Origin of the sequence: Aureimonas sp. N4 (assembly GCF_001463925.1) — a bacterium.
Classification (GTDB): Bacteria; Pseudomonadota; Alphaproteobacteria; order Rhizobiales; family Rhizobiaceae; genus Aureimonas; species Aureimonas ureilytica_A.
In genome coordinates, this window is record NZ_BBWS01000016.1 from 41,049 (window position 1) to 61,276 (window position 20,228).

General features: G+C 66.4%; 19 protein-coding genes, 3 tRNA genes and 1 riboswitch. Of the genes, 11 read left to right on the top strand and 11 right to left on the bottom strand.

Annotation, left to right across the window (positions count from 1 at the left end; all coding sequences use genetic code 11):
* Window positions 1-32: 32 nt before the first annotated feature.
* From AUL28_RS05440 to AUL28_RS05450, 3 genes are all read right to left on the bottom strand, one after another.
* Entirely contained in the window at window positions 33-1,394 is a 1,362-nt protein-coding gene (locus AUL28_RS05440; protein ID WP_062230933.1) for an APC family permease, read from the bottom strand.
* A gap of 92 nt (window positions 1,395-1,486) precedes the next feature.
* Window positions 1,487-2,167 carry a phosphoglycolate phosphatase gene (gph, locus tag AUL28_RS05445; RefSeq protein WP_062230934.1) on the bottom strand — a complete coding sequence of 227 codons (681 nt, stop codon included), beginning with the start codon at window positions 2,165-2,167 and terminating at the stop codon, window positions 1,487-1,489.
* Window positions 2,168-2,183: 16 nt separating this feature from the next.
* The gene (locus AUL28_RS05450; protein WP_374701408.1) at window positions 2,184-2,678 is read right to left on the bottom strand and encodes a MaoC family dehydratase; all 495 of its coding nucleotides are present in this window, start codon (window positions 2,676-2,678) and stop codon (window positions 2,184-2,186) included.
* Window positions 2,679-2,845: 167 nt separating this feature from the next.
* Here AUL28_RS05450 and AUL28_RS05455 point away from each other — a divergent pair, with 167 nt between their 5' ends.
* The 4 genes from AUL28_RS05455 to AUL28_RS05470 all read left to right on the top strand — a co-directional run bounded on the left by AUL28_RS05455 (window position 2,846) and on the right by AUL28_RS05470 (window position 9,335).
* Window positions 2,846-4,621, top strand: coding sequence for an N-acetylglutaminylglutamine amidotransferase (locus AUL28_RS05455; RefSeq protein WP_062230935.1), 1,776 nt, complete (start codon window positions 2,846-2,848; stop codon window positions 4,619-4,621).
* Window positions 4,622-4,623: 2 nt separating this feature from the next.
* A complete protein-coding gene (gene ngg / locus AUL28_RS05460) occupies window positions 4,624-6,333 on the top strand; it encodes an N-acetylglutaminylglutamine synthetase (protein WP_062230936.1) in 1,710 nt (569 codons plus the stop codon).
* A gap of 10 nt (window positions 6,334-6,343) precedes the next feature.
* A complete protein-coding gene (locus AUL28_RS05465) occupies window positions 6,344-7,471 on the top strand; it encodes an osmoprotectant NAGGN system M42 family peptidase (RefSeq protein ID WP_062230937.1) in 1,128 nt (375 codons plus the stop codon).
* Between the two features lie 157 nt (window positions 7,472-7,628).
* The gene (locus AUL28_RS05470; RefSeq protein ID WP_062230938.1) at window positions 7,629-9,335 is read left to right on the top strand and encodes a methyl-accepting chemotaxis protein; all 1,707 of its coding nucleotides are present in this window, start codon (window positions 7,629-7,631) and stop codon (window positions 9,333-9,335) included.
* Between the two features lie 46 nt (window positions 9,336-9,381).
* Here the strand turns inward: AUL28_RS05470 and AUL28_RS22535 are convergent, their stop codons facing one another.
* On the bottom strand, window positions 9,382-9,555 hold the full coding sequence (locus AUL28_RS22535) for a hypothetical protein (protein ID WP_156418235.1): 174 nt from the start codon (window positions 9,553-9,555) through the stop codon (window positions 9,382-9,384).
* A gap of 284 nt (window positions 9,556-9,839) precedes the next feature.
* On the opposite strand from AUL28_RS22535, the gene AUL28_RS05475 reads away from it, so the two are divergent.
* The 4 genes from AUL28_RS05475 to AUL28_RS05490 all read left to right on the top strand — a co-directional run bounded on the left by AUL28_RS05475 (window position 9,840) and on the right by AUL28_RS05490 (window position 12,699).
* Window positions 9,840-9,914 (top strand) — tRNA-Asn (locus AUL28_RS05475).
* 128 nt (window positions 9,915-10,042) lie between these two features.
* Window positions 10,043-10,258, top strand: coding sequence for a hypothetical protein (locus AUL28_RS05480; protein WP_058635098.1), 216 nt, complete (start codon window positions 10,043-10,045; stop codon window positions 10,256-10,258).
* 68 nt (window positions 10,259-10,326) lie between these two features.
* Window positions 10,327-10,722 carry a hypothetical protein gene (locus AUL28_RS05485; RefSeq protein WP_062230939.1) on the top strand — a complete coding sequence of 132 codons (396 nt, stop codon included), beginning with the start codon at window positions 10,327-10,329 and terminating at the stop codon, window positions 10,720-10,722.
* Between the two features lie 312 nt (window positions 10,723-11,034).
* Window positions 11,035-12,699, top strand: a complete 1,665-nt coding sequence (locus tag AUL28_RS05490; RefSeq protein ID WP_156419901.1) for a peptidoglycan D,D-transpeptidase FtsI family protein — start codon at window positions 11,035-11,037, stop codon at window positions 12,697-12,699.
* A 163-nt stretch (window positions 12,700-12,862) separates the two neighbouring features.
* On the opposite strand, the gene AUL28_RS05495 is transcribed toward AUL28_RS05490, so the two are convergent.
* From AUL28_RS05495 to AUL28_RS23145, 3 genes are all read right to left on the bottom strand, one after another.
* Window positions 12,863-12,937: transfer RNA gene (locus AUL28_RS05495), tRNA-Gly, on the bottom strand.
* A 187-nt stretch (window positions 12,938-13,124) separates the two neighbouring features.
* Window positions 13,125-13,199: transfer RNA gene (locus tag AUL28_RS05500), tRNA-Gly, on the bottom strand.
* Between the two features lie 80 nt (window positions 13,200-13,279).
* Window positions 13,280-13,714, bottom strand: a complete 435-nt coding sequence (locus AUL28_RS23145) for a DUF2726 domain-containing protein (protein ID WP_306302751.1) — start codon at window positions 13,712-13,714, stop codon at window positions 13,280-13,282.
* Between AUL28_RS23145 and AUL28_RS23150 the strand changes: the two genes are divergently transcribed.
* A complete protein-coding gene (locus tag AUL28_RS23150) occupies window positions 13,649-13,981 on the top strand; it encodes a hypothetical protein (RefSeq protein WP_062230941.1) in 333 nt (110 codons plus the stop codon). The genes AUL28_RS23145 and AUL28_RS23150 overlap by 66 nt on opposite strands.
* Here AUL28_RS23150 and AUL28_RS05515 read toward each other — a convergent pair.
* The gene (locus AUL28_RS05515) at window positions 13,942-15,024 is read right to left on the bottom strand and encodes a 2'-deoxycytidine 5'-triphosphate deaminase (protein ID WP_062230985.1); all 1,083 of its coding nucleotides are present in this window, start codon (window positions 15,022-15,024) and stop codon (window positions 13,942-13,944) included. The genes AUL28_RS23150 and AUL28_RS05515 overlap by 40 nt on opposite strands.
* Window positions 15,025-15,137: 113 nt before the next feature.
* A riboswitch (SAM riboswitch) is annotated at window positions 15,138-15,215 on the top strand.
* Between the two features lie 56 nt (window positions 15,216-15,271).
* Between AUL28_RS05515 and AUL28_RS05520 the strand changes: the two genes are divergently transcribed.
* Both AUL28_RS05520 and apaG read left to right on the top strand, forming a co-directional pair.
* Window positions 15,272-16,465 carry an O-succinylhomoserine sulfhydrylase gene (locus tag AUL28_RS05520; RefSeq protein ID WP_062230986.1) on the top strand — a complete coding sequence of 398 codons (1,194 nt, stop codon included), beginning with the start codon at window positions 15,272-15,274 and terminating at the stop codon, window positions 16,463-16,465.
* 107 nt (window positions 16,466-16,572) lie between these two features.
* Window positions 16,573-16,965, top strand: coding sequence for a Co2+/Mg2+ efflux protein ApaG (apaG, locus tag AUL28_RS05525; RefSeq protein WP_058601889.1), 393 nt, complete (start codon window positions 16,573-16,575; stop codon window positions 16,963-16,965).
* A gap of 56 nt (window positions 16,966-17,021) precedes the next feature.
* Here apaG and AUL28_RS05530 read toward each other — a convergent pair whose 3' ends face one another.
* Genes AUL28_RS05530 through AUL28_RS05540 form a run of 3 tightly spaced genes read right to left on the bottom strand, consistent with a single transcriptional unit; the run spans window position 17,022 to window position 20,210 of the window.
* Window positions 17,022-18,050, bottom strand: a complete 1,029-nt coding sequence (locus AUL28_RS05530; protein WP_062230942.1) for an Hsp33 family molecular chaperone — start codon at window positions 18,048-18,050, stop codon at window positions 17,022-17,024.
* Window positions 18,043-19,005 (bottom strand): ornithine carbamoyltransferase, encoded by a 963-nt coding sequence (gene argF / locus AUL28_RS05535; protein ID WP_062230943.1) that lies wholly within the window; start codon window positions 19,003-19,005, stop codon window positions 18,043-18,045. Before argF ends, AUL28_RS05530 begins: the two co-directional genes overlap by 8 nt.
* Window positions 19,002-20,210, bottom strand: coding sequence for an aspartate aminotransferase family protein (locus tag AUL28_RS05540; protein WP_062230944.1), 1,209 nt, complete (start codon window positions 20,208-20,210; stop codon window positions 19,002-19,004). The genes argF and AUL28_RS05540 overlap by 4 nt, the downstream gene beginning before the upstream one ends.
* Window positions 20,211-20,228: the final 18 nt, after the last annotated feature.

Genomic DNA, 20,228 nt, shown 5'->3' on the forward strand with positions numbered 1-20,228 from the left:
CCGCCCTTCGGGGCGGCCCTTTTCGTTGGGGCTCAACTGGCGCTTTCGCTCTCCAGAAAGGCGTCGATGCGCCCTTCCCGGCCGGCGCCCGTCACGAGATAGAGCACGAGAATGGCGAGGAGCAGCCCGCCTGCGATAAGCGGCGCGGCCCAATCGCCCTCCGCGATGCGCACCACGATCAGCGTGGCGCAGAGCGCCGCGCCGAGGATCGGCACCACGCGGGGGATCTCGAACCGCCCCTTCGCCTCGCCCTTGCGGCTCTGGAGCACGACGAGCGCGATGTTGACCACGGTGAAGACGGTCAGCAGCAGAAGAACGGTGGAGGCGGCGAGCGCGCCGATATTGCCGACGAGCGACAGCGCCACCACGATCACCAGGAGCGCGGCAATGGCGACATAGGGCGTGTGGCGCGTGGCATGGACGCGGCCGAAGGCTTCCGGCAGGAGGCCCTGACGCGACATGCCATAGAGCAGGCGCGAAGCCATGACGTAGTTGACGAGCGCCGTGTTGGCGACGGCAAAGATCGTGATGCCGGCATAGACGCTGGTCGGAAACCAGGGCGCGGCGCGCTCCACCACGAGGATCAGTGGCCCGGGCGCTTCGGCCAGTTCGCGCCAAGGCACGACCGAAACCGCCGTGACGGCGACGGCGATATAGATGGCGGTGGCCGCCAGCATGGCCGCGATGATGGCCTTGGGCATGGTGCGCTCGGGCTCGCGCACCTCCTCGGAGACATTCAGCATGTCCTCGAAGCCGATGAAGGAGAAGAAGGTCAGCACCGCTCCTTGCGCGACGAGCAGCACGACGGAGCCGCTGAGTGCCTCACCACTCTCGCCTGCCGGGAATTCCAGAAGATTCGCGCTGCCCCAGTACGAGACGCCGACCGCGATCACGAGCAGGAGGCCGAAGGCTTCCACCACGGTGCAGAGCGCGTTCAGCCAGAGCGATTCGGAAATGCCCCGGAACAGGACGCCGGCCAGAAGCACGAGAAAGCCGATGGCAAGCACGCTTTGCGGCGCGTCGATGCCGGTGACGCCCATGAAGTTGCGCGCCACGACATTGCTCTGGGTGGCGATCGAGGTGAGGCCCGAACAGACCACGGCGAGGCCCACGACATAGGACAGCATCGGCCGGCCATAGGCGCGCTGCGTGACATAGGCAGCGCCCCCTGCACGTGGATAGCGCGAGGCGATGGAGGCGTAGGACAGGCCCGTGAGCAGCGCCGCCACCATAGACACCACGAAGGCGATCCAGATGGCGCTGCCGAGTTCCTTCGCCGCCTCGCCGATCAGCCCGTAGATGCCGGCGCCCAGCATGGAGCCGAGCCCGAACAGGGCGACCTGCGGAAAGCCGACCGCCCGTTTGAGGCTGGCGTGTCCGTCCTGCGTCCCCATCCCGATCCTCCCGTTCCCGGTTTCCCTCTCGGGGAGACGATAGCGGCGAGGTGACGCACGGCGAGTCCGATTGCGGCAAAAAAGCGGCGCGACTACGCCGTCAGGCTGTGGAGCTGCCCAGGAATCTCGTCCAGCCGGTCGACCACGAGATCGGCCCCGAGCGCGTCGGCGCCCAGCGCCGTGTAGCCGCCGCGCAGCGCCACGACCTTCATGCCAGCGCTCTTGGCCGCGTCCACGTCGTTTTCGGAATCGCCGACGAAGAGAATGCTGGCCGGCTCCAGCCCAAGTTCCTGCGCGGCGAAGAGCAGAAGATCGGGGGCCGGCTTCTTGCGCGGGCCGGCGTCGCCGCCGACCACGAGGGCCATGCGCTCCAGAATGCCGAAATGCCGAAGGATATCGTCGGTCTCGGCGCGGGGCTTGTTGGTGATGACGCCAAGCTGGAACCCGGCCTCGCCCAGGATGCGCAGCGTGTCGCTGGCCCCGGCATTGAGGGTCGTGAGTTCGGTCGCGCGCGGGCCGTAGATCGACAGGTAGCGGGCCACCACCTTGTCGCGCGAGGCCGGGTCGATGCTCTTGCCGAGCGCGGCATAGGCGCGCTCGATCAGCGCCTGCACGCCCGCGCCGACCATGACGGCGACGGCCTCCAGCGTGAAGGGCGGCTCGCCATAGCTCGCCATGGTCTCGTTCAGCGCGGCGTGGATATCGGGCAGCGAGTCGATCAGCGTGCCGTCGAGATCGAAGAGAACGGCTTTCGGCCAGGATGTGTCGGACATGAGATTCTCTCCAGACTCAGGCGGCGGGGGGCTCGATCACGGCGAGCGTGATCCAATGGGCCGATAGAGCGGGCTTGGGCGCGTTCTCGATCTCGATGGAAGACTCCCAGGCGGACTGGACGGAGACGGCGCGCTCCGTCAGCCCCACGAGGCGGAAGCGGCCGCGCACCCGCGCGCCGGATTTCACCGGCGTGATGAAGCGCACTTTCTCGAAGCCGTAATTGATGCCCATCTTCGTGCCAACCACGCCGGGCATCGCGCCATAGGCGAGAATGGACAGAAGCGAGAGCGTCAGGAACCCATGAGCGATCGTGCCGCCGAAGGGCGTCTCGGCGGCCGCGCGTACCGGATCCACATGAATGAATTGATGGTCGTGCGTCGCCTCGGCGAACGTGTCGATCATGCGCTGGTCCACCACCAGCCAGTCGGACACGAAGTCTTCGCCGTCGAGATACGCGCGATAGGTTTCCATCGGCACGAGGGTGGGCCCTTTGGGAGTGGTCGCGGTCATGGCCTGTCCTGAAACCTTCGTTTCCCCCGGCTCATAAAGGTTCGGGGCTGCGAAGGCCACGCTCGGGGCCGGCCTTATCAGGCGCTTTTTGCTGGGTTGCGGCAAAAGCCGCCCTAGCTACCGGCCCGACCGACCAGCCCGAAGACATCCCACGGAAAGAAAACCTCATGTGTGGACTCTGCGGTGAGATCCGCTTCGACGGCCATTTCGCCTCCCCCGAGACGCTCAGCGCCATGGCCACCTGCCTCGCCCCGCGCGGGCCGGACGGATCGGGCATGGTCCTGCACGGCCGCGTGGGCCTCGGCCATCGCCGGCTGAAGATCATCGACCTCACCGAACAATCCGCCCAGCCGATGGAGGATTCCGAACTCGGGCTCACCATCGCCTTCAACGGCTGCATCTACAATTATCCCGAGCTTCGGCGCGAGCTGGAGGGAATGGGCTATCGCTTCTTCTCGCATGGCGACACGGAAGTGATCCTGAAAAGCTACCATGCCTGGGGTCGGGATTGCGTGAAGCGTTTCCACGGCATGTTCGCGTTTGCCATCCATGAGCGCGAAACGGGCCGCGTCTGCCTCGCGCGGGATCGGTTCGGCATCAAGCCGCTGTATCTCGCTCAGGACAAGGACCGGCTGCTGTTCGCCTCGTCCCTGCCCTCGATCGTGGCCGCCGGCGGTATCGACACCTCGATCGACCCGGACGCGCTGCACCATTACATGAGCTTCCACGCCGTGGTGCCCGCGCCGCTGACCATCCTCAAGGGCGTGCGCAAGCTGCCGCCGGCGACGGTGCGCATGGTGGAGCCGGACGGGCGCTTTGCCGACGAGACCTATTGGGCGCCCGCCTTCGCGCCCCGCCCCGAGGATGCGGGCAAGACCACGAAGGACTGGGAAGACGAGGTTCTGGAGCATCTGCGCCGCGCCGTGGAGCGGCGCATGGTGGCTGACGTGCCGGTCGGCGTGCTCCTGTCGGGCGGCGTCGATTCCTCCGTGATCGTCGGGCTTCTGGCCGAAGCCGGGCAGACGGGCCTGTCCACCTTCTCGATCGGCTTCGAGGACGCCAATGGCGAGATCGGCAACGAGTTCGAATATTCCGATCTGATCGCGCGCCATTACGGAACCAAGCATCACCGCATCTTCGTGCCCGGCGCGGAGCTGCTGGAGAACCTGCCGGCGGCGATCCGCGCCATGTCGGAGCCCATGGTCTCCTACGACAATATCGGCTTCTTCCTCCTGTCGCGGGAGGTCTCCAAGCATATCAAGGTCGTTCAGTCCGGCCAGGGCGCGGACGAGATCTTCGCCGGCTATCACTGGTATCCGCCGATGCAGGGCGCGGCCGATCCGCTGGCCGCTTATTCCGGGGCCTTCTTCGACCGCTCGCACGATGTGCTGCAAAGCCAGCTCGGTGCCCGCTGGCGCGGCGGGCGCGATGCCAGCTTCGAGTTCGTGCGCGATCACTTCGCCTTGCCCGGCGCGGACGATCCCGTCGCCAAGGCGCTGCGGATCGACAGCCAGATCATGCTGGTGGACGACCCCGTGAAGCGCGTCGACAACATGACCATGGCCTGGGGCCTGGAAGCGCGCGTGCCCTTCCTCGACCATGAACTGGCGGAACTGGCCGCCCGCATTCCCTCCTCTGAGAAGCTGAAGGGCGGCGGCAAGGGCATTCTGAAGGACGTCGCGCGGCGCATCATCCCCTCCGAGGTGATCGACCGCAAGAAGGGTTATTTCCCGGTCCCGCAGCTGAAATATCTCGCCGGCCCGACGCTCGACATGGTGCGCGACACGATGGGCTCGGCGAGGGCGCGCGAGCGCGGCCTGTTCGACCCCGCCTATCTCGACACGCTCTTTGCGGACCCGGCGAGCCATATCACCCCGCTTCAGGGCTCGGAGCTGTGGCAGGTGGCGCTGCTCGAACTCTGGCTCCAGGAACAGGGGCTGTGACGATGGCGGCGCTGAAAACCGACAGCGCGCAGGCGCGCGACGTGTCCTTCGATTGCGGCTGGGGCCGGCTCTGCTTCGCGCAGACCTTCGAAGACCCCGCCCATCTCGCCCGCTCGCTGGAGGAGGAAGGCCCCGCCCGGCGCGACATCGCCTTCTATGTCTCGGAGCCGCACGTGCTTCTGGCGCAGGCGCCGATCGACCTCTTCCTCGACCCGTCCCACACCTACCGGCTCGATCTCGCCGCGATGAAGCCGGCCTCGCGAGCGCCCAGCGGCTTTCGCATTCGGCCGCTGGAGCGCGAAAGCGACACGGCCGCCATCAACCGCATCTACCGGGTGCGTCATATGGTGGAGGTCGAGCCGAGCTTTCTCTGGTCGCAGCGCGAGGGCTCGGCGCTGCGCTATCTCGTGGCCGAGGACGAGCGCACCGGCGCGGTGATCGGCACCGTCACGGGGCTCGATCATGTCGCGGCCTTCGGCGACACGGAGAACGGCGCCTCGCTCTGGTGCCTCGCGATTGACGCGCAGGCGGTTTATCCCGGCCTCGGCGAAGCGCTGGTGCGCGCGCTGGCCGGACGCCTGCGCTCGGACGGGCGGCGCTCGCTCGACCTGTCCGTCATGCATGACAACGCCGCCGCCATCGCGCTCTACGAGCGGCTGGGCTTCCGCCGGCTGCCCGTGTTCGCGGTCAAGCGGCGCAATCCGATCAACGAGCGGCTCTTCACCGGCGCAGCCGCCGCCGACGAGGCGCTGAATCCTTATGCGCGCATCATCGTGGACGAGGCGCGACGGCGCGGCATCCACGCCGAAATCCTCGACGCGGACGGCGGCTTCTTCCGCCTGACCTATGGCGGGCGCAGCCTGCGCTGCCGCGAAAGCCTGTCGGACCTCACCTCCGCCGTCGCGCTCTCCATCTGCGACGACAAGAGCGTGACGCGCCGCCTTGTGGCCGATGCCGGCGTCGTGGTGCCTGAGCAGATCACGGCCGGGGACGACGAGGAGCTGTCCGCCTTCCTCCAGAGCCATGGGCAGATCGTGGTGAAGCCCGCGCGCGGCGAACAGGGGCGCGGCATCTCCGTCGGCGTCGAAACGCTGGAGGAAGCGAAGGCCGCGATCGAAGCGGCCCGGCGCGAATGCGATCGGGTTCTGATCGAAAGCTGCTTTCAGGGGCGCGATCTCCGGCTCGTCGTCATCGACTTCCGGCTCGTCGCCGCCGCGATCCGCGAGCCGCCGGCCATCACGGGCAATGGCGCGGACAGTGTGCGCGAACTCATCGAGCAATTGTCCCGCCGCCGTCAGAGCGCGACCTCAGGCGAAAGCCGCGTGCCGCTCGACGCCGAGACCGAGCGCACCGTGAAGGCCGCCGGCTACGCGATGGAGGACGTGCCAGCGGAGGGCAAGCGCATCACCGTTCGCCGCACCGCCAATCTCCATACGGGCGGGACGATCCACGACGTGACCGACATCGTGCATCCGCGCCTCGTGGAGGCCGCCATTGCGGCCGCGCGCGCCATCGACATTCCCGTCTGCGGCATCGACTTCATGGTCGAGGACCCTTCGCGCGAGCCCTATGTCTTCATCGAGGCGAACGAGCGGCCGGGGCTGGCCAATCACGAGCCGCAGCCGACCGCCGAGCGCTTCATCGACCTCCTGTTTCCGCTCTCCATCCCCTCCTCCGCCCGCACCGCGCGCCTGAAGCGCCGCCTGGACTGAACGCCCGACCATGGCTCGCCATTCGATCGATACCGACTATCTCGCCGCGCAGCTGCGCGCCCTTCTCGCGATCCCGAGCCCCACCGGCTACACGGACACGGTGGTGCGCTATGTCAGCGAGGAATTGCAGCGCTTCGGCCTCGAGGTGGAACTGACACGGCGCGGGGCAATCCGGGCTATCAGGCAGGGCTCGCGCCGCGCGGCGGCCCGCGCCATCGTCAGCCATCTCGACACGCTGGGCGCGCAGGTCAAGGGTCTGAAATCCAACGGGCGGCTCGAACTCGTGCCGATCGGCACATGGTCGGCGCGCTTTGCGGAAGGCGCGCGGGCGACGATCTTCGCCGAGGACGCCGCCTATCGCGGCACGATCCTCCCGCTGAAAGCCTCCGGCCACACGTTCAACGAGGAGGTGGACACAGCGCCCATCGGCTGGGCGCATGTGGAACTGCGCATCGACGAGATCGTGCGCACGCCGGCCGATGTCGTGAAGCTCGGCATCGATGTGGGCGATACGGTCGCCATCGACCCGCAGCCCGAATTTCTCGACAATGGCTTCATCGTCTCGCGCCATCTCGACAACAAGGCCGGCGTCGCGGTGATGCTGGCCGCGTTGGAGGCAATGGAGCGCGCGGGCTCCAAGACGCCGGTGGATATCCACTGGCTGTTCACCATTGCGGAGGAGGTCGGCGTCGGCGCGGCCTCGATCCTGAAGCCCGAGGTCGCCTCCATGGTGGCGGTGGACAATGGCACCAGCGCGCCGGGGCAGAACTCCTCCGAATTCGGCGTGACGGTCGCCATGGCCGACCAGACCGGCCCCTTCGACTATCATCTGACGCGCAAGCTCGTGCGCCTCTGCCGTGACGAGGACATCCGCTTCCAGAAGGACGTCTTCCGCTATTATCGCTCGGACTCCGCCTCTGCCGTCGAGGCCGGGCATGATGTGCGCACGGCCCTCGTCACCTTCGGCGTCGATGCCTCGCATGGCTGGGAGCGTATCCACATGCATGCCCTGCGCTCGCTGGCCGAGCTTCTCACCGCCTATGCGGTCTCAGCCTTGGAGATCGAGCGCGACCTGAAGCAGAGCGGCGATCTCGCCGGCTTCACTCGGCAGCCCCTGGCTGAAGCGGGAGACGAATGAGCGCGCGAATGTTTGGGTAACGATGAATGCGTCTTAGGTATCATTTTTGAACCACACAACCCTGCCCTTCATACCGATGAAACCCTAGCGCCTGTTTTATCGAGGAACTGGACCGCACCGATCCGCCGGGTGCGCATTCTCGATACGAAGGCTCTACATGGCCCACCTTCCGCGACTGACGGTTCGCCTGAAAATGACGATGCTGCTCCTGGGCGGTCTTCTCATCTTATCGTTTGCCAATTTCTGGCAGGTCCGCGACAGGATGATGAAGGACGCCGAAGAGAAAGCTGGCGCGCAGCAGACGACCAATATGAATATCGCATGGGATGTGTTGCACCACTATGGGCAGGACTTCCGCATGGTGGACGGGCAACTCTTCGTCAGCCAGCAGAAGCTCGATGGTTTTTTCGAGCCGGTGGATCAGATCAAGGCGCTGGTCGGCGGCGTCGCCACGGTGTTCTCCGGCGATACGCGGGTTTCCACCAACGTCGTGAAGGCGGACGGAACGCGTGCAGTCGGCACCAAGTTGACCGCCGCCCCCGTCATCGAGGCCGTTCTGAAAAACGGCCAGCCGTATCGGGGCAAGGCCGATATTCTCGGGCAGCCGTTCTATACGGCCTATGATCCGATCAAGGATGGCTCGGGCCAGACGATCGGCGTCCTGTTCGTCGGCGTCGCGCAGGACCATTTCCTCGCGGGTTTGAACGGACTTCTGGTCACGCTGGCCGGAACCAACGCCGCAATTCTCGTGGGTGTCGGAGTTCTCGCCTATTTCGCCATCGGCCCGATGCTGCGCCCCTTGCGCCTTCTGCGCGAGGATGTGCTCCACATGGCGGCGGGCGATCTGGCGCGGGGCGTGCGTCTGTCCAAGGGCCGCGACGAGATCGCGGATCTGCAGCGCGCCATGAGCGACATGACGGCGAAACTCTCCGAAACCGTCTCGGGTGTACGCGCCTCGTCCTCGCTGGTGGCCGCCGGCTCGGCCCGTTCGGCCGAAACCGCCGAGAAACTCTCGTCCGGTTCGACCGAGCAGGCCGCCGCCTCCGAACAGGCATCCGCCGCGATCGAAGAAATGACGGCCAATGTCCGCCAGAACGCCGATAACGCCTCCACCACCGAGAAGATCGCGGCCCAAGCTGCCGAACATGCCGGCACGACGGGCGAAGCGGTGGCGCAATCGACGAAGGCCATGCGTGAGATCGCCGAGAAGATCGCCGTGGTGCAGGAGATCGCGCGTCAGACCGACCTGCTCGCACTGAATGCGGCCATCGAAGCGGCCCGCGCCGGGCAGCACGGCAAGGGCTTTGCGGTCGTCGCCTCGGAAGTGCGCAAGCTCGCCGAGCGCAGCCAGGCCACCGCGACGGAGATCGGCGCGCTCTCCACCCGCACGCTGGTGGTCGCCGAAGATGCGGGCCTGCGTCTGGAGCGGCTGGTGCCGGATATCCGGCGCACCGCGGAACTGGTCTCGGAAATCTCCGCTGCCTGCCGCGAGCAGTCCATCGGCATCGAGCAGATCAACCAGGCGATCAGCCAGCTGGATCAGGTGACGCAGGCCAATGCCGGCGCGGCAAGCGACATGACGGCCACGGCCGACCATCTCGCCTCCGAAGCGGGCCGCCTCGAAGAGCGCGCCGGTTTCTTCCGACTGTCGGAGGAAGAGCGCGAGCGGCTGCGCGAAGTGGAGGCACAGGAAATCGCCGCCACCAATCGCCAGATCGAACAGAATAAGTTGAAGGCGGCGCAGCGAAGCGCCTCCGCCGCACCGTCCCGCAAGCCGTCCACCCTTCGTCGCGCCGCCGGCCCGGCCATGCTGGATCTCGACGCCGAAGAGCACGAACCGGGTTTCGAGCGCCTGAGCGCCTGACAGACTTTCCCAAAAACGGCCGCCTTCGCAGCGGCCGTTTCCCTGTTCAGCTGGAGCGAACGTCTCCGGTCACGAACGGGTTGCCGTCGCTTTTCGGTTCATCGCGCCCGCGCTGGTCGCTGGGCTCCAGATCGCCGGGCGTCTTCGAAGGCGAGGCATCGTCCATCTGTGCCTCGCGCGACTCGTCTTCCGGCCCGACACGCTTCCTGTTGTCGTTCATGCCCAAATCCTTCCTCAGTTTTCAGGGAAAGGCCGGCGCGTCTTTTGGGTTCCGCCGACGCCCCGAACCCATGCCGTCGGGAACGTCCCGACAGACGCGCGCTGGACATCACACGGTCGGGGGAGCATGTTGCACGTGCTAAGTCCTCCCACGGATCGGCCTTGGTCGCGTTTCCCGACTGCTCTGTCAGGGTCTCGTGGCCGCCCATGTTTCTTCATCGCGCTGGCATGAAAATGTCATTTTGCGATTGCTCTCCTGCCGGTTTCTTGGTACGAGCGCGTCATTCCCCGGTAGCTCAGTGGTAGAGCAATCGACTGTTAATCGATCGGTCGCTGGTTCGAATCCGGCCCGGGGAGCCACCCTCCAAACATCACCATCGTCGAACTGCAGGACACCGCACCGACGTCGAAGTCATGCGTTCGCGCTCCGATGGAACGGGCTGGTGACCTTGCCCGTTTCTCCTCCAGATATTGCGAGGAGTGTCGCTATGACCATCGAAAGACTGGAAGACGGACGGCCGATCACCCATGGCAAGCCCATGGGTCCAAAGCTGCGCTTCGCTATTGCGGCGTTTCTGGTCGTGCTTTTTGGTGCGATGCTGAGCACGCTGATTCTGGGCGCACCGACCGCCAGCCCCAGCGTCGCGGAAATGTCCATGTCGCAGCAAAGCAGCACCCCGACCAATCCCAGCGGCAATCCGTAACGCCAGAGGGGAACGCAAAGCCCCCGCTCTTTACCTCGCCTTAACCAAGACTGCGCGAGATTGGTGCCATGTGGCTTCGTCTCGCTCGGCCCCCATACCGGATCGCCAGCACGCTCTTCGCCTTGATGGCGCTGGTGGCGATCGGCTTCGTCACATCGCCGGCGAGCTTCGCCCAAGCGAGCGCCTCCCTCACGTTGGCCTTCGAAGTCGGCGAAACGCCTGTGGATGACCATGCCGCCTCGCCGGCCAACGCCCATTCCAGCGAACCCGGCAGCACCCCCGCAGACGAGCCGCATTCGCTGGATGCTCTCGCCGTTCATCCCTGGCGCCCTGCCACCCGGCCCGGCACCTCATTCCGCCAGGCTCGCACATCGCCCAGGCTGACGCCCGTTCTGGGCGGTCCCGACCGCCCGCCTCCGCGCGCACATCCAGCGTTTCGGAGCGAAGCCAGCGAAATCGTCTGACAACCCGCGCCATGATCATGATAGGCCGGCTGCCTTGTTTGCAGAAACAGGTGGGTCGCGCCGGGACAGGCGATAGCCGCCCCTCCTCCTGACAGGCTCGCCCGCGCCCATCCACGGCTCGGATCGGATGCGGCAAACGAGCGTTTTCGCAGACTTCCCTCCGCCAGTGCCGCCGATCGGCTTCGATCGGCCCGATGCCGCTGCGGATGCCCCAGACCCATGCCCCTCCCCTTCCTTCGACGCCTGTCCGTGAAAGCCGCACCCGAGTTCGGCTCTCGGCGACCGCCCTATGTGCGCATCCGCACCGGCTTGATGCTCGCGATCTTCGCGGCCTGCTACCTCACCATCGGCGGCCGGCTCGTGATGCTGGGCGCGGTGGAGGAAGCAGTGCCCGTCGCCTGGCCCTCGCCCCCCTCCAAGGCGCGGCCCAACCTTCTCGACCGCAACGGCCATGTGCTCGCCATGGATGTCCCCAGCGCCTCGGTCTATGCCGAGCCGCGCAAGATGGTGGATGTGGACGAGGCTGTGGAAGGCCTCCTGCGCGTCTTCCCCGATCTCGACGCCAGCGATCTGCGCCGCCGCCTGTCGAGCCGCTCGGCCTTCACCTGGATCAAGCGCACCACGAGCAAGGCCGAGCGCGACCAGCTTTGGGCGCTCGGCATTCCCGGTGTCGGCTTCCGCGACGAGCTGCGCCGGCTCTACCCGAACGGGCGCGCGGCCGCCCATGTGATCGGCGCGGTGAATGTCGACAATATTGGCATTGCGGGGATCGAAAGCTGGGTGGACCGGCAGGGGCTTCAGGCGCTGCGCGGCGTGGGCCTCAATCTCGGCGGCAATCTGGAGCCCATCCAGCTCAGCCTCGATCTGCGCGCCCAGCACGCGCTGACCTCCGAACTCTCGGAGGCCGTGACGAAGTTCCAGGCCATCGCTGGCGCGGGGCTCGTCATGGACATCACCAATGGCGAGATCATCGCGCTGGCCTCGCTGCCCGATTTCGACCCCAACGTGCCGACCGACGCGCTGAAGCCCGACCGGATCAACCGCGTCGCCGTCGGTACCTATGAGATGGGCTCGACCTTCAAGGCCATGACCACGGCCATGGCGCTGGATTCCGGCTTGTTCGACATGCGCTCGGTCGTGGATGCCAGCGCGCCGCTGCGCTTCGGGCGCTTTTCGATCCGCGACTATCGCGGCCAGAACCGGCCGCTCAACATTCCCGAATCCTTCATCCATTCCTCCAACATCGTCATGGGCAAGATGGCCATGGCGGTCGGGCCGGAGCATCACCGCACCTTCCTGAAGCGACTCGGCCAGCTCGATCGGCTGACGACGGAGCTTCCCGAAAGCGCCAGCCCGCTCTTCCCCGCCAAATGGGGCGAGTTGAACACGGCCACCATTTCCTTCGGCCACGGCATCGCCGTGACGCCGCTTCAAGCGAGCATGGGCATTGCGGCCGTCGTCAACAATGGCCGCCTCCTGCGCCCGACCTTCGTGAAGGGCGCGCCGGTGGAGGAGCGCGTGGTGGCAGAGGGCGTCGTGTCCGAGCGCACCAGCGAGGCGCTACGCTTCCTAATGCGCCTCAACGCGCGCGTCGGCTCGGCCGGCAAGGCGGATGTGGACGGCTATTTCATTGGCGGCAAAACGGGAACCTCGGAGAAGGTGGTGAACGGGCGTTATGACAGCGGCACGGTGCTGACCGCCTTCATGGGCATCGCGCCCGCCCATGCGCCGCGCTATCTCTTCATGACGGTGCTGGACGAGCCCAAGCCCCTGCCGGAAACCTATGGCTTCCGCACCTCGGGCTGGAACGCCGTGCCGGTGACGGGCAAGATCATCGCGCGCGTCATGCCGATTTTGGGCGTCGGCCCCTCCGGCACGCCGCCCCTCTCCCCCTTCCCCACCATGGCCTCGGCCCGTGCCTGGGGCTCGAACCTCTTCGTGGGCGGCCCGCGCGTCGCGAGCGGAATCAGCTACTGACCATCGCGATGGGCGGGCTCTGAGGAGCCTGCCCATCGAAGCCGGCCCGTAGCGCAAGAGCCGAGACAAGCACAGCTCGCCAGATTTGCAAGGAAGCTGAAACGCAAGGAGCCCGATGCGATGCGCATCGAGCTTGAACATGTGAGATAATATCTGGTGAGACTGGAGCGGGCGATGGGATTCGAACCCACGACCCCAACCTTGGCAAGGTTGTGCTCTACCCCTGAGCTACGCCCGCCCGCTCTGTCATTCCGCCGCTGCCCGCTGGGCCGCTGCTGATGAGCGGCTTATGCTCCATCCCGTTGCCGTTGGCAAGCGGCTTTGTGAAGAAAACACGAAACTTTCGAGACCACCCCCGACAGCGATCGCGCAACGCAAAACGGCCTCCCTAGAGGCCAAACAGAACCGACGTTTTGGAGAAGGATTGGAGCGGGCGATGGGGATCGAACCCACGACATCCAGCTTGGGAAGCTGGCGTTCTACCGCTGAACTACGCCCGCGTCTGACAAAGTCGTAGCGCAAGCACCGTGCCGACGCAAGCGGATCAACGGAGGTGAACCAGAGGAAAAAGGAGGGCGGTTCAGATCCGACTAGCATGCCCGGAACGCGCGCCCCGGCCCGGCTCCACGTCACTCAGCGCGGCGTCGATCAGCGCCCAGGTTGCAGCGCGCCCGGCCTTGGCCGGGACTTCCGCCAAGGGGATACCAACGCGCTCCAAGACGGTACGCTTGACGCTCATACGCTCTGCCGCGTCGCCCGAAAGATCATGACCCGTGCCGTGATATTCCACGACGAGCCGAGGCTCGCCTGCTCCGTCCACCACGAGGAAATCCACGCGCTTGCTGTTGTAGGAGCGGAAGGCGGCGCGTTGCCGCCAGTCTCTCGGGTTATAGGCGGTGCGCACGAAAGCGCCCATCGCGACCTCGAAGGACACGCGCCAATCTGGCCGATGCTCTCCGATCCAGGCATCCAGACTGTCGAGGACGCGCTGGGCTTCCTTGTTCACCGGGCGCACGGCGCGCAGGTTTGCCGCCGCGATGAAGCGAAGCTGATTGTCAGTATCGGAGAGATCGTTTTCTTCGGCGAACTGGCGACGGAGCGCTTCATCCGCCCGCAGGGCCTCGATCTCGCGCGCCAGAGAGGCTGCGCGCCGGCCGCGCCAGACAGCCCAAAGCGCCAGCGCCAGAACAATGGCGCCAACGGCGAGGTCCGTCCGCAGCCCGCCGGAGAGGAAGATGCCGCTCAGACGAAATGCTTCGACAACTTCAACCCCTGCGCCTGATAATTGGAGTTGAGATCGAGGCCGTAGAGCCGGTCCGGCAGCGAGGCCATGCGCTCGTAGACGAGGCGGCCGACGATCTGCCCGTCTTCCAGAATGAAGGGCACGTCATGGCTGCGCACTTCCAGAACCGCGCGGCTGCCGGTGCCGCCCGCCGGGCTGTGGCCGAAGCCGGGGTCGAAGAAGCCGGCGTAATGCACCCGGAACTCGCCGACCAGCGGGTCGAAGGGCGTCATCTCCGCCGCATAGGCGGGGGGCACATGCACGGCTTCCTTGGAGACGAGGATATAGAATTCGTCGGGGTCGAGCACGAGTTCGCCCGTTCCCGAGCGGTGGATCGGCTCCCAGAAGTCGAGCACCGGCTGCGCGGCGCGCTTGTCGACATCGACGACGCCCGTGTGGCGCTTGCCCCGATAGCCGACGAGCCCGCCGGCATCGCCCTTGAGATCGATCGACAGTGCGATGCCGCCACCCGAAATATTGGCATCCGGCGCGCTGGTGAGGCGCGCTTCGGCGTGAAGCGCGGCGAGCTCCGCTTCGCCGAGCTGCGCGTCGCCGGTGCGGAAGCGGATCTGGCTGAGGCGCGAGCCGGGGCGCACCACGATCGGGAAGGTGCGCGGGCTGATCTCGATGAAGAGCGGGCCGTGATAGCCGGCCGGCACCTTATCGAACTCCTGCGCACCATCGACGAGGACGCGGGTGAAGATATCGAGGCGGCCGGTGGAGGATTTCGGATTGGCGGCGGCGCGGATCTCGGCCGGCAGGGCCAGCGCTTCCTGAAGCGGCACGACATAGACGCAGCCCGTTTCCAGAACCGCCCCGCCCGTCAGGTCGATCTCGTGCATCGAGAACCGCGCGAGCTTGTCGGCGACGCTGACGCCGCGCCCCGGCAGGAAGCTCGCGCGCACCCGGTAGGCCCGCGATCCCAGACGGAGGTCGAGGCTGGCCGGCTGGATCTGGTCAGCATCGAAGGCGCGCTCGGCGCGAATGCCGCCCGCCTCGAAAAGCCCCGCAATGTCTCGATCAGGAAGAATACCGCCGCTCATGAGCGGGCCATACAGCGATATGGGCCAAAAAGCGAGATCAGCCGCCAGCAACCGTTCAGCATCGTAAAAATCGGCGCTCTCGCCCGATTGATTTGTCGGAAGCGGCGGATTATGCGTGAGGCTGTGGTGATTTTGCCGGCCGGCTTGCAGCCACGTTAAACAACTCGCTAAAGGGCCGTTTCTCGAGTTCTCCCGAGCGGTCCCGAAGGCGTATCCCCTTCCAAGTCGGCCCCTCGGAGTGATCCTCATGTCCAAGCCTGACGAGACCTCGCGCCTTCGGCCCGCCACGCAGATGGTGCACGGGGGCACGATGCGCTCCGGCTTCGGCGAGACATCCGAGGCGCTCTTTCTGACGCAGGGCTTCGTTTACCCGACGGCCGAGGCCGCCGAAGCGCGCTTCAAGGGCGAAGAGCCCGGCTATGTCTATTCGCGCTACGCCAACCCGACGACGCGCATGTTCGAAGAGCGGATGATGGCGCTGGAAGGCGCCGAGGACGCGCGCGCCACCGCCTCCGGCATGGCCGCGATCTCGACCGCGCTGCAATGCGCCGTGAAGGCGGGCGATCATGTGGTCGCCGCGCGCGCCCTGTTCGGCTCGTGCCGCTACATCATCGAGACCGTGCTCGGCCGCGCGGGCGTCGCCTGTACGCTGGTGGACGGGCGCGATCTCGACCAGTGGCGCGCCGCCGTCCGCCCGGAAACCAAACTCTTCTTTCTGGAGAGCCCGACCAACCCGACGCTGGAACTGGTGGACATCCGCGCCGTCGCGGACATCGCCCATGCGGCGGGCGCGGTGCTGGTGGTGGACAATGTCTTCGCCACGCCCCTGCAGCAGAAGCCGCTGGAGCTCGGTGCCGACGTCGTCGTCTATTCGGCCACCAAGCATATCGACGGCCAGGGCCGGTGCCTCGGCGGCGTCATCCTCTCCTCCAAGGAGTGGATCGAGAAGAACGTTCAGGACTTCTTCCGCCATACCGGCCCCTCGCTCTCGCCCTTCAATGCCTGGACGTTGCTCAAGGGCTTAGAGACCCTGCCGCTGCGCGTGGCGCAGCAGACCTCCAACGCCGCACGGCTGGCGGACGTGTTCGCGGCCTCGCCCAAGGTCGCCAGCGTCATCTATCCCGGCCGGGCCGACCATCCGCAGGCGGAACTCGTCAAGCGGCAGATGAGCGGCGGCTCGACCCTTCTTGCGATCGATCTGGCGGGCGGCAAGGAGGCGGCCTTCCGCTTCTCCAACGCACTGCAGATCATCAAGATCTCGAACAATCTCGGCGACGCCAAGAGCCTCATCACCCATCCGGCGACGACGACGCACAAGAGCCTGACCGACGAGGCCCGCGCCGAACTCGGCATCGGCCCCGGCCTTCTGCGCCTGTCGGTCGGCATCGAGGATGTCGAGGATCTGTTGGAGGATGTCGAGCGGGCGCTCGCCGCAGCTTGACCTCAGGCGCTACCGCCTTGCGCCCGCCCTCATCGGCGGGCACACAAGGTATGAGTTTCAACGGTGGGCCGCCCGTGTGGCCCACCCTGCATCAGGCCCGACCCGTCATGTACAAGGCGACGACCCGGCATATCACCGTTTCGGTAAGCCCGAGCTTCCTTCCCGAGCAATCCGACCCGGCGGAAGGGCGCTGGGTCTTCGCCTATCGCATCGAAATCGAGAACGGCTCGCGCGAGACGGTTCAGCTGCGCTCGCGCTATTGGCACATCACCAATGGCAGGGGGCAGGTCGAGGAAGTGCGCGGCCCCGGCGTCGTCGGCGAGGAGCCGATCCTCTCGCCCGGCGATAGTTTCACCTACACGTCCGGCTGCCCGCTCGGCACGCCGTCCGGCATCATGCGCGGCTCGTTCCGCATGGAAACCGCCGATGGACGCGGATTCGATATCGAAGTGCCGGCCTTCTCGCTCGACGCGCCGGAGACCCTTCGCGTCCTGAACTGAAGCGGACCTAAAGGGAGCGGCGAAAGGGAAAGCCCCTCGCCGCTCCTGAGGCCTCGTCAGTTCTTCGGCGTCTCGTCCTGAGTATCAGCGTGATCATGCGTGAATTCGTCGGGCGAGAAGCTGTAGGCTTCGCCGCAGAACTCGCAGGTCACGTTGATCTTGCCGTCCTCGACGCTCTCGGCAATGTCCTCTTCCGAGAAGCTTTCGAGAACGCCCTTGATCTTCTCGCGGGTACAGGAGCAATTGTCTCGCACTGGCGTCGGCGGAAAGACGCGCACGCCCCGCTCGTGGAAGAGGCGAAACAGAAGCCGCTCCACGCCGACTTCCGGATCGGCCAGTTCCGAGGCCTCGATTGTGCCCACCAGCGCCTGAACTTCCGTCCAGGCATCGTCTTCCTCGAACACGTGCTCTTCGGCGCCTTCCGGCGCGTCGCCGCCCGGCAGATCGGGCATCCGCATCCGCTCGGGCGCGTTCGGCAGGAACTGGGCGATCAGCCCGCCCGCGCGCCAGCTTTCCTTGAAGCCGCCGGTTTCGGCGCGCCGCGCGATCTTGGCAACCGCCAGGCGCACGGTGGTCGGGATTTGCTCGGACTGGCGGAAGTAGTTTTCCGCCACCGCTTCCAGCGACACGCCGTTCAGTTCCACGATGCCTTGGTAGCGCTGCGTATGCGCGCCCTGGTCGATCGTCAGCGCCAGAATGCCGACGCCCAGAAGCGAGGGCGGATCGGCGCGATGCTCGGCCACGGCGTCGGCCAGCCGCTCGGCATCGAAGCGGGCATAGGCGCGCACGCTGGAAGGCGCGCTGTAGTCCACGACGAGAAGGTCCACCGGACCATCGGTCTGGGTTTGCGCGATGAACTTGCCGTCGAACTTCAGCGAGGTACCGAGCAGAACGGTGAGCACGATCATCTCGGCCAGAAGCTGCGAGACCGGCGCGGGATAGTCGTGCCGCGCCAGAATCTGATCCACCATCGCGCCGAGTTGGACGGCGCGACCGCGCGCGTCCAGGGCCTCGACCGCGAAGGGAACCACCGCGTCGTCGCCGGCAAAGCCGATGTCGCCAAGCTCGAGCGAGGAATCAGCCATGCGATGCGACATCCCCGAAGACCCAGGCGAGGATCGACTTCTGGGCATGAAGCCGGTTCTCGGCCTCGTCGAAGACCACCGATTGCGGCCCGTCGATCACCGCATCCGTCACCTCCTCGCCGCGATGGGCGGGGAGGCAATGCATGAAGAGCGCTTGCGGGTTGGCGTGCGACATGAGCCGCTCGTTCACCTGATAGGGCAGGAACACATTGTGCCCGCGCGCCTGATCCTCGCGGCCCATGGACACCCAGGTGTCGGTGACGACGCAATCGGCGCCCGACACGGCCTCCACCGGATCATGCGTCAGATGCAGCCGGGTGCCGGCCTCGCGCGCCGCCGCGACATAGCGCGGATCGGGCTCGGAGCCTTCGGGCGTGGCAATGCGAAGCGAGAAATCGAAGCGGCCGGCCGCCTCGATCAGCGAGTTCAGGACGTTGTTGCCGTCGCCCGACCAGGCGAAGGTCTTGCCCTGCACCGGCCCGCGATGCTCCTCGAAGGTGAGGAGATCGGCCATGATCTGGCAGGGATGCGTGTCGTCGGTCAGCGCGTTGATGACAGGCACGGTCGCGGCCTCGGCCATTTCGAGAAGGCGCGAATGCTCGGTCGTGCGGATCATGATCGCGTCGACATAGCGCGACAGGACGCGCGCCGTGTCGGCGATCGTCTCGGCGCGGCCGAGCTGCATTTCCGAACCCGACAGGAACAGCGTCTCGCCGCCGAGCTGGCGCATGGCGACGTCGAAGGAGACGCGGGTGCGCGTCGAGGGCTTCTCGAAGATCATGGCGAGCACGCGCCCTTCGAGCGGACGCGCGCCCTTGCGGCCCTGCGCCTTGCGCTCGCGCGCATCCTTCAGGATGGCACGCAGATCGCCCGGCGTGGTGCAGGAGAGGTCGATGAAGTGCCGCACCGACGAGGCGTCGGCGGGCGATGCGATGGCCGCGGAAAGGGAACTCATGCCGCGCTGCTTTCGGACTGGGACTGGGACAGATCGGCGACGGCGGCTTCCAGCCGGCCCATCGCCTCGCGGATTTCGGCTTCGTTGACATTGAGCGGCGGCAGGAAGCGCACGACATTGTCGCCGGCCGGGGCAGCGAGCATGGCGTGGCTGCGCAGCGCCTCGATCAGCTGCGTGTTCGGCACCACCATCTTGAGACCGATCAGAAGCCCCTCGCCGCGCACTTCGGCAACGACATCGGGATAGCGATCCGCCAGCGAGGCGAGGCTCTGCTTGAAGAGAAGCGCGTTGCGGCGAACGTCTTCCAGGAAGCCATCGGCCAGAACCACGTCGAGCACGGCATTGCCGACCGCCATGGCGAGCGGATTGCCGCCGAAGGTCGTACCATGGGTGCCCGGCGTCATGCCCTTGGCGGCCTCGGCCGTGGCAAGGCACGCGCCGAGCGGGAAGCCGCCACCAATGCCCTTGGCCGAGGCCAGGATGTCGGGCGCGACGCCGGAATTCTCATAGGCATAGAAACGCCCGGTGCGGCCAACGCCGGTCTGCACCTCGTCATAAACGAGAAGCAGGCCATGCTCGTCGCAGAGCTGGCGCAGGAGCTTCAGGAAGCCCGTCTCGACCGTGCGAATACCGCCCTCGCCCTGGATCGGCTCGATCAGGATCGCGGCCGTCTCCGGGCCGATGGCCGCGCGCAGCGCCGCCTCGTCACCGAAGGGCACCTGATCGAAACCTTCGACCTTCGGGCCGAAGCCTTCCAGATATTTGGCCTGACCGCCGGCGGCGATGGTCGCCAGCGTGCGCCCGTGGAACGCGCCCTCGAAGGTCACGATACGGAACCGCTCGGGATGGCCCGATACGTACTGATAGCGCCGCGCCGTCTTGATGGCGCATTCCAGCGCTTCCGCACCCGAATTGGTGAAGAACACCTTATCGGCGAAGGACGCCTCGACCAGTCGCTGACCCAGCGTCTCCTGCCCCGGCACGTGGAACAGGTTGGACGTGTGCCAGAGTTTGCCGGCCTGCTCGGTGAGGGCCGCCACGAGATGGGGATGGGCATGGCCGAGCGAGTTCACGGCGATGCCGCCGGTGAAGTCGAGGAAGGTCCGCCCGTCGCTCGTGTGCAGCCAGACACCTTCTCCTCGCTCCACGCGAATGTCCGCGCGCGCGAATGTGGCAAACAGCGGATTATCGTGGAACTCGGCCATGGCGATACTTCTCGTTGG